This is a genomic window from Plectonema radiosum NIES-515 (assembly GCF_025753815.1).
Classification (GTDB): Bacteria; Cyanobacteriota; Cyanobacteriia; order Cyanobacteriales; family Nostocaceae; genus Hassallia; species Hassallia radiosum_A.
In genome coordinates, this window is sequence record NZ_JAOWRF010000414.1 from 1 (window position 1) to 8,192 (window position 8,192).

The following is an 8,192-nucleotide window of genomic DNA, read 5'->3' on the forward strand; positions in this document are numbered from 1 at the left end:
GCTTTACATTTACAAACAGGGGAGACAAGGGAGACAAGGGGGACAAGGGGGACAAGGGGGAGGAGAAAGTAGTCAGTCACTTGAAAGGTTGACAGTTTGCGTTTCTACCCAAGTCGGTTGTCCGATGGCTTGTGATTTTTGCGCTACTGGGAAGGGTGGCTATAAGCGCAATTTAGCACGACATGAAATTGTCGATCAAGTTTTAACTGTGCAAGAAGATTTTCAACAGCGAGTTAGCCATGTAGTGTTTATGGGTATGGGTGAACCGTTGTTGAATGTAGATAATGTTTTAGGTGCGATCAAATCTATAAATAAAGATGTGGGAATCGGACAGCGATCGCTTACTTTATCTACTGTGGGAATACGCGATCGCATTCGTCAATTAGCTGAACACCAGTTACAAGTTACTCTCGCTGTTAGTCTCCACGCACCTAACCAAGCACTCCGAGAACAACTCATTCCCAGCGCACATGCTTATAAAATTGAAGAATTGCTTACTGAATGTCGCGAATACGTAGAAATTACCGGACGTCGCGTTAGTTTTGAATACGTTCTCCTCGCTGGGGTGAACGACTTACCAGAACACGCATTACAATTAGCAAAACATTTGCGAGGCTTTCAAAGTCACGTTAATTTGATTCCTTACAATCCTATCAGCGAAGTCGATTATAAACGCCCGAATAGCGATCGCATCCAAGCTTTTCTTACAGTTCTCAAACAGCAAAATATTGCTGTTAGCGTCCGCTATTCTCGTGGTTTAGAAACTGATGCAGCTTGTGGACAACTAAGAACAAGTAAAAACTAAAAAGGTGGCGTTGCTGATTTTATTTATGAATATGATTTTATCTAAAAAGAGACGTAGCAGTGCTACGTCTCTACATGCGGGTTCATACCTCATATCATGTCCGCTTAATTAACATTAATAAAAACATCGCAACCCTCGTAGAGACGTTCCGGCGGAACGTCTCTACAATATATGTGATAAACCTGCCATGATATCAATTGGTGCAACGGCAAAAAGGTAAAATAAATTATTTTTTACCTTTTACCTTCTAGCAAGAATACCTGGGGCATAAGCCTCAATCACTTTACCAGTGAGGGTGCAAGATATCATTAAGTAGTCACAAGTTGGGCATTGTGTCCGAGTCAATTGACTATCATAAATATAATGCCTTTCACCTTCGCTGCCGCAGTTTGGACAACGAATCTTTTGTACTATTTGCATTTTAAAATCCCTTGATGTAGTAATTTTTTATGGGTAAAAACCGTCAATTAAACCAGTAATTCTTCTGGCTTAAGACAAATGAGAAAAATACTGTTAATCAAACCAGTAATTATTGTGGTTTGGCACAATTTAATAAACAGCGCTATATTGTGTTGTCATTTTAAACAAAATTTAAACTTAATCAAATGTTATTGTGGTTTTATTATCTTAATAATTAGGCACTCAATACATCTAACTTTAGACATATAAATTAATTTTGTCAAATACATAACGCTTCTATATCCGCTGATCCCTATCAATAAAACCTTGAGACTAAGTATTTTGCAGTCATTTCAACTTTTTTTAAGTGTGACATCAGACATCAACTTTTAGGGTAAGTAATATTTTTAGTAAAAAGTGAAAATTCCCAAATAACTGTATTTTTAGTCACAAAAAGATTTATCTTAAGATTTACTTAAGGTTTAGGTGGTGTTTATAGCGCTTCTGGAAAAGCCTGTAAGTCCTGAATTAAATATAAAACCACTAAGAGGGTGGAATGCTGCCTAAAGTACGGCACATCATACCGTTTGACTTTAAGGTGTTGGTGCGATCGCTCTGGTGTAAAGTTGTGTAGGGTGCGATCACCAGACCAAAAGAATTCATTTTTTCAATGGCATTTTTTGGGAATTGCCATTTTGACTTTTGTAGGTTTATCCATGTTGGAATTAAGCAATAGATAACAAACAAGCTCTGTGTAAAATCTGCAAGGAACTTGAAATTGTGTTTAAAAGAGGCAAGTACGTAGTTGATTTGGAAAATATTAAATCGAAACTGAAGTGTAAGTAGTGTAAAAATTTGGAATTGAATCTTTATGTCTCTAGATGATTTAGAACAATTCGATATAGATACATTAGTAGAATTGTTGCTCCGCAGTGAACAATACAGAGAACGAATAGCACTATGTATAAATATTGGAATCGACCACAAGCGACTGAATTTTCTAGAAAATACTTCGGAGCGGGACTTTTTTATCCGGTTAATTCACTATTTAAAGGAAACAGGCAATAACGATGCTCTTTGTAACCTTTCTTGTAAGGAACTATTACCTACTTTCCGTACAGGAAGATATGCGCCTATTTTAAGTGAAATTGCAGTCAAACTCGGTTGTAATCAAGAGTTTATAGGTAATTCAAATAATGACAGGTTAAACAACTTCACTTCGATTGAAAAGATTGTCAAGCCGAAAAGTAAATTACTTATAGGTCGAGCATCTTTTTTATTTATTTGTGCTTTAGGTTTAAGTGCTATTTCCACTTATTTATGGTTCCCTGATATATGGTCATCGGTAACAACTCCAGTCAAAGTCAATGCTCAAAGCGACCCTTGGCTTGCTGGTATGCCCCCAAATTCTAAGGCTAGTTCCTGTCCTAACCCAAAACCAACAGACCTTGATAGCATAGCTCCGCAAAATTCTCCTACTGAAGTTAAAGAAATACCTCTTAAACCTGGTAGTCATCTTACGTTTAAAGTGCTAGAAGGCAAAACTCGAGTCTTTAATGAACAGGATTATTTTGGACCAGAAGGTGACATTAAAGACCTAAGAACTCATCGAGTACAAGCAGAAAACGGTATTTCTAATATCCAAGCTCCTATAAATTCTCTCGTAGGTGTCTTCTTGGGCAGAGAGCAGCCAAACAAAGATTCAGCACCAAGCACCTTATTTTTTAGTGAAGAAGGTAAGCAGAATTATTTAAAACTTTATCCTCAACTCAAGCAAGTATTCTTTATCGGTGATGGAAGAACTAACATGGGTATACAACAAAGAGTGATTGTGCCGTTAGGAGCCACACGCTTTTATCTTGGAATCATGGATAGTTGCAATTGGAGAGACACTGATGGCTATTTGGATGTAGAAGTTAGTAAGCATTAAAGACCTTCATTAATATAGCGGTTCTCGGTTGCGTCCAATACACGCTCTTGTGATTGTAGATAATGATTAAGCTAGGAGGGGTGAAAATAATCGTAAATCTCTTGTGCTAAACGCGGACCAATTCCCGCAACCTCAGCTAGTTGTGTGGGTGTCGCTTGCCGGATATAATCAACAGAGCGAAAATGTGCTAAAAGCTGCTTTTGTCGATGGTGTCCCAAACCGGGAATTTCATCTAAACGCGATCGCGTTAATTTGTCACTGCGTTGCTGACGATGGAAACTAACTGCAAATCGATGCGCTTCATCCCGCAACCGTCGTAACAACTGCACTCCTGGTTGTTCGGCTTCAGTTGACAATGGTGCGGATTCTCCTGGAAGAAAAATCTCTTCTCGCTGCTTTGCTAAACTGACGACTCGCAAATCTTCTAATAAATTCATCTCTTGCAAGACAGCGACAACTGAAGATAATTGACCTTTACCGCCATCAATCATAATTAGATCGGGAAAATCTGGATTACCCTGTCTTAATAACTCCGGATCTTCGCTATACTTACGAAAGCGACGCTGAATAACTTCAGCCAAACTCGCAAAATCATCTGAATGTCCGGCAGTGACTGTGGGATTTTTGATTTTGTAGTGACGATAATGCTGGTTAGCGCTGATTCCGTCGAGAAATACGACTTGGGAAGCTACTGCATTTGCACCTTGAATGTGTGAGATGTCGTAACCTTCGATGCGGTGAGGTAAATCGGGTAAATCGAGAATTGCGGTTAAATCTTGCATCGCTTGGTGATTGCGATCGCCCAATTTTTGCATTCTTTGCAATTCAAACTGAGCATTTCGCTCCACCATTTCAATTAATTCTGCCTTAGTTTGCCGCTGCGGAGCCAAAATCGTCACTTTTCGTTGTTTGCGTTGAGTTAAGACATCCGCTAATATTTCCCCATCTGGTAACTCGTGCTGTACCAAAATCTCTGCGGGAATTTCCACCGCATCGGCGGCTTGATAATGTTCTTCCAACACTCGTTGTAAAATAGCTCCAGGTTCAGCGTGAGTATCGGCAACGAAACCCAAACGTCCGACAAGTTGCCCAGCACGAATTTGAAATAATTGAATACAAGCGTGTTTATCATCGGCGGCAAGAGCGATCGCATCCCGTGAAATGGTATCATCGGGTAAGGCAACTTTTTGATTTGAAGAAAGCGACTTCAACCCAGTGATTTGATCACGAATTCTTGCAGCAGACTCAAAATTCAGCGCTTCTGCCGATTTCTGCATCTGAATACTCAAGATATCAATCAATTCCTGACTTCGACCTTGGAATACCATCGCCACTTTTTGCACAGTTTTGCGGTATTCTTCTGGTGTAATCAGCTTTTGACAAACACCTGGACAACGACCTAAATCGTAATTTAGGCAAGGACGATCTTTAAATAGTGGTTGGGGTCGTTGTTTGAGTGCGAAGATGCGCTTAGATATGCGTAATATTTCCCGTAATAGGTGAGAATCAGTATAAGGACCGTAAAACTTATCTTTTTCTTTACCGCTTTTACGTTTACGGGTGATAAAAATACGCGGATATTCTTCAGACCAAGTGATACATACGTAAGGATATTTTTTATCATCCTTTAGCAGCACATTGAAGTATGGTTGGTGCTGCTTGATTAAGTTTGCTTCTAGTGCTAAAGCTTCAGCTTCGGTATCAGTGACGATAAATTCGATTTCCGTCACCTGCTTTACCATTGTAGCGATGCGTTCGCTTAGTTTTTGCGAATCACGGAAATATGAACGAACACGCGATCGCAATTTTCGCGATTTACCTATGTAGATTATGCGATCGCTCCCGTCACGCATGAAATAAACCCCAGGTTCCGGGGGAATTTCCACCAGCCGGTTTTCCAAACGTTCTGGATCTTTAAGCAATGGTACTATTTGAGCAGATGTTGTCACAACTATTATTAAGTAGTTTCACAAATATACCTATCTGCTATATAAAACCTAGACAAAGCTAGACTTTACTTCTTACTTCAACGGGAGCATGGGAGCGGTTATCCCTCAGTAAGCTTTCACGCCTTAGCCAGACGTGATAAATTAATTGCTCTAGTTTAATAAAAATTCATATATAGCGGTTCTCCCTTCAGTCAGGTATCTAAAACCTCACCCCCCTTCCCCAATGTGCAAGTTCTCCAGAAGGGTGTCCGGAACTCCCAGGGTGAGGTTCTACTTATTGTATCCAAGTGCAACCGACTATAACTCAATACCGTTGGTGTTAAGCCCCAAATACGAGGGTAGAGACGAAGCATGTGCTTCGTCTCTACATACATCAAATCAATACCAAAAATCCTTAACACCAACCGTATTGCACTATAACTGTGTTGTTTTTATCGGTTATTTATCAAGTAAATATTAAGCATACAGTCAACTTTCAGTCTTTGCTTTTTTTAATACATTATAGTTCAATACCGTTGGTGTTCAGCTCAAAATCCGAGTGTAGAGACTTCGTGCGATCGCATCTCTACAGGTCTAAAATCAGTACCCAAAATCTTTAACATCAAGCAGATTGCATTATATTTACTTGATGGCTTTTCTAAGTAGCTCATAAGATATTATTATCTTCTTTCTTTTTCAGTTAAATTACTTGTTTTTCTTGAAAACTTTCTTCTCCTCAATATCATTTTATTTACCATTAGCCAAGCCAATTTTATTCTTTTTTTCACCAAATTAATACTTATATTGGTAGATTTTTAGATCAAAATTTTATGTTATTCTCTATTTGATTAATAATCAAGATTACAAAATTGAACTTAAGCGTCAAATATCAAGCGAATTAACGATTTTATAAATTTCAGCATATTGAAACTGTAAACGATAGAATTTAATACGCGATAAAAACAATGAACCTGCAAGAATTTGAATCTCAATATCGTAACTGTATGGATGAAACACTCAACCAATTGCAAACAGCAATGTTGCTGCTAGAACAAGGTCAACGTAAAATTTCCGAAATTGGTAATAATGTGCAAAACCTGAGTCAGATTGTTGAAGAATTCATTGCCAACCAAAAATCTGAATAAACTCACACCAAGCACGAAAGCTTATTTACTATTTCAAGCCAACTCTTCTTGAATTGCTTGAATCAAATCAATTAGATTTACGGGTTTAACAAAATAGCGACAAGCACCTAAATCTATAGCTCGTTGTCGGTCTGCCTTAAAAGCAAAAGCTGAAACTATAATAACAGGGAGCTTAACATAATCTGGTTTATTCTGCATTTTTTCTAGCAGGGTATAACCATCAATATCTGGCAACTTTAAGTCTAATAAAATTAATTCAGGCTGAAATTGTTTGAGAGTTGAGAAAAAAGTAGAAGCCTCTGATAAACTTTGGACATCATAACCATAATAAATTAAATAATCACAGAGCAACATTCTATTAACATCATTATCTTCAATTAACAAAACCCGTTTAGATTGATGTAATTGAAACTGCTGCTCTATCTTAAACAATTTTGCTGTCATTTATATTGATTGTGTAATGTCAAAAACAAAAAAATTGCCATTCCAAAAGGCAATAATACAAAAAATATAATAAATTAAGTGAAAAATTGGATTAGGCTATGCACTTATAATTATCAAATTAAGTTGCACTAATATATTAAATTTAAGGAAAAATTAAGATTCTTTCCAAGTAAACAAGAAAAAATAGGGGGATGATTCTTGCCCTTAGGGTATTTTCATCTTTTGACGCTGGGTAACAAACAAACTAGCGATCGCTGTTAGCCCTAATATTGTCGAGGGTTCTGGTATCCTTCTTTTAGGGGGAGATGCAGGTGCTTTCCAAGTATTAGTATATGTAAGCGTTTCTTTGGTTTTAGAGTTTGTATCCCCAACGTCATATTTATAGAAAGTTTTGCCGTCAATTGTCTCATTTGACACTTCACTAGCTTGAATAATTTCTCCTATATTGCTTTGTGCTTTTTGCAGCAATTGCGAAACTTGATTATCAGTTGTATATGTACCAGCCAAAATTCTCTGTGTATCAAAATCGTCTGGTGGAACTTGGTTCAAGTTCAAAGGTAGTTCTATCAAGCTGGTGTGATTATCATTCAATGTATTTACTGAATAATTTATGGTGAAGTTGTCAGTTTTAAATGATAAAGCTGACGCTGGGGTAGCAGCGATGGTTAATCCAACAACAGCCATAAAAATCGACATGAATTGTGTCTGTACTAGCCACAGTGGTAGGACAAATTGGCACGTAACCATTTTTGTTGAATTTTGAGATAAGTTTGAGCGTCTGCTTTTAGCGCTCAGAACCTTAGTAATTTGGAATTGCTTAGTTACTGTCATGTAAGCCGCGTCCTTGACTTTTGAAGCTACGATTTTAGCTCAACACGGACTAAATATACTTTTTTGTAGTAATTTTAGTATTATGTCCTATGTAATTTTACCTGTAGTTTCAAAAGAAACTACAGTTAGTCAAGGCAGAAACGATAAATTTTTCGTTAATTAGAGATGAAGAGTTGATAAATTGCTTACAGAAACTTAGCTATTCTCTCTACGGCGGTGGTTAATATAGTTGGCTCATGCACTAAAGCAAAGCGAACATACCCTTCCCCAAATTTACCAAACCCTGCACCAGGGGAAGCGGCAACACCAGTTTGTTGGACTAACTCAGTACAAAATTCTATAGAATTTTGACTCCAATGTGTCGGTAACTTTGCCCAAATATACATTGTTGCTTGGGGAGTAGGAACCTGCCAACCAATGCGGTGTAAAGCGCTCACTAAAGCATCTCGACGTTGCTTGAAGGTAGCAACAGCAGCATTCACCCCCAATTGAGGACCAGTCAGAGCTGCGATCGCACCATTCAAAATTCCTCGATACTGATTAAAATCAACAGCTGCTTTTACCTGACGTAAAGCGTGAATCAACTCAGCATTACCAATGGCATAGCCAATACGAAAGCCACCCATATTATATGACTTCGACAAAGTGAAAAACTCAATCGAGACGCTTTTATCCGGGTCAGCTTGGAAAATTGAAGGAGCGAGAGGGGA

At 38.1% G+C, this 8,192-nt stretch carries 9 protein-coding genes; 3 read left to right on the forward strand and 6 right to left on the reverse strand.

All coding sequences use genetic code 11. The features are described 5' to 3' along the window. Window positions 1–805 (forward strand): dual-specificity RNA methyltransferase RlmN (rlmN, locus tag OGM63_RS29280; RefSeq protein ID WP_263749274.1); only part of this gene is annotated, 805 nt, incomplete at its 5' end. A gap of 240 nt (window positions 806–1,045) precedes the next feature. On the opposite strand, the gene OGM63_RS29285 is transcribed toward rlmN, so the two are convergent. After that, complete coding sequence (locus tag OGM63_RS29285) at window positions 1,046–1,225, reverse strand: replication restart DNA helicase PriA (protein ID WP_263749275.1); 180 nt, start codon at window positions 1,223–1,225, stop codon at window positions 1,046–1,048. An 850-nt stretch (window positions 1,226–2,075) separates the two neighbouring features. On the opposite strand from OGM63_RS29285, the gene OGM63_RS29290 reads away from it, so the two are divergent. Continuing rightward, on the forward strand, window positions 2,076–3,134 hold the full coding sequence (locus tag OGM63_RS29290; RefSeq protein WP_263749276.1) for a hypothetical protein: 1,059 nt from the start codon (window positions 2,076–2,078) through the stop codon (window positions 3,132–3,134). A gap of 71 nt (window positions 3,135–3,205) precedes the next feature. On the opposite strand, the gene uvrC is transcribed toward OGM63_RS29290, so the two are convergent. Further along, complete coding sequence (uvrC, locus tag OGM63_RS29295; protein WP_263749278.1) at window positions 3,206–5,083, reverse strand: excinuclease ABC subunit UvrC; 1,878 nt, start codon at window positions 5,081–5,083, stop codon at window positions 3,206–3,208. 527 nt (window positions 5,084–5,610) lie between these two features. Continuing rightward, a complete protein-coding gene (locus OGM63_RS29300) occupies window positions 5,611–5,733 on the reverse strand; it encodes a hypothetical protein (RefSeq protein ID WP_263749279.1) in 123 nt (40 codons plus the stop codon). 294 nt (window positions 5,734–6,027) lie between these two features. Between OGM63_RS29300 and OGM63_RS29305 the strand changes: the two genes are divergently transcribed. Beyond that, complete coding sequence (locus OGM63_RS29305; protein ID WP_263749280.1) at window positions 6,028–6,207, forward strand: hypothetical protein; 180 nt, start codon at window positions 6,028–6,030, stop codon at window positions 6,205–6,207. Window positions 6,208–6,240: 33 nt separating this feature from the next. Here the strand turns inward: OGM63_RS29305 and OGM63_RS29310 are convergent, their stop codons facing one another. The 3 genes from OGM63_RS29310 to OGM63_RS29320 form a co-directional block, all read right to left on the reverse strand. Further along, entirely contained in the window at window positions 6,241–6,651 is a 411-nt protein-coding gene (locus OGM63_RS29310; protein WP_263749282.1) for a response regulator, read from the reverse strand. Between the two features lie 204 nt (window positions 6,652–6,855). Next, complete coding sequence (locus tag OGM63_RS29315; RefSeq protein WP_263749283.1) at window positions 6,856–7,398, reverse strand: PEP-CTERM sorting domain-containing protein; 543 nt, start codon at window positions 7,396–7,398, stop codon at window positions 6,856–6,858. 269 nt (window positions 7,399–7,667) lie between these two features. Beyond that, window positions 7,668–8,192: aminotransferase class I/II-fold pyridoxal phosphate-dependent enzyme (locus OGM63_RS29320; protein ID WP_263749284.1), on the reverse strand; the 525-nt coding region annotated here is incomplete at its 5' end.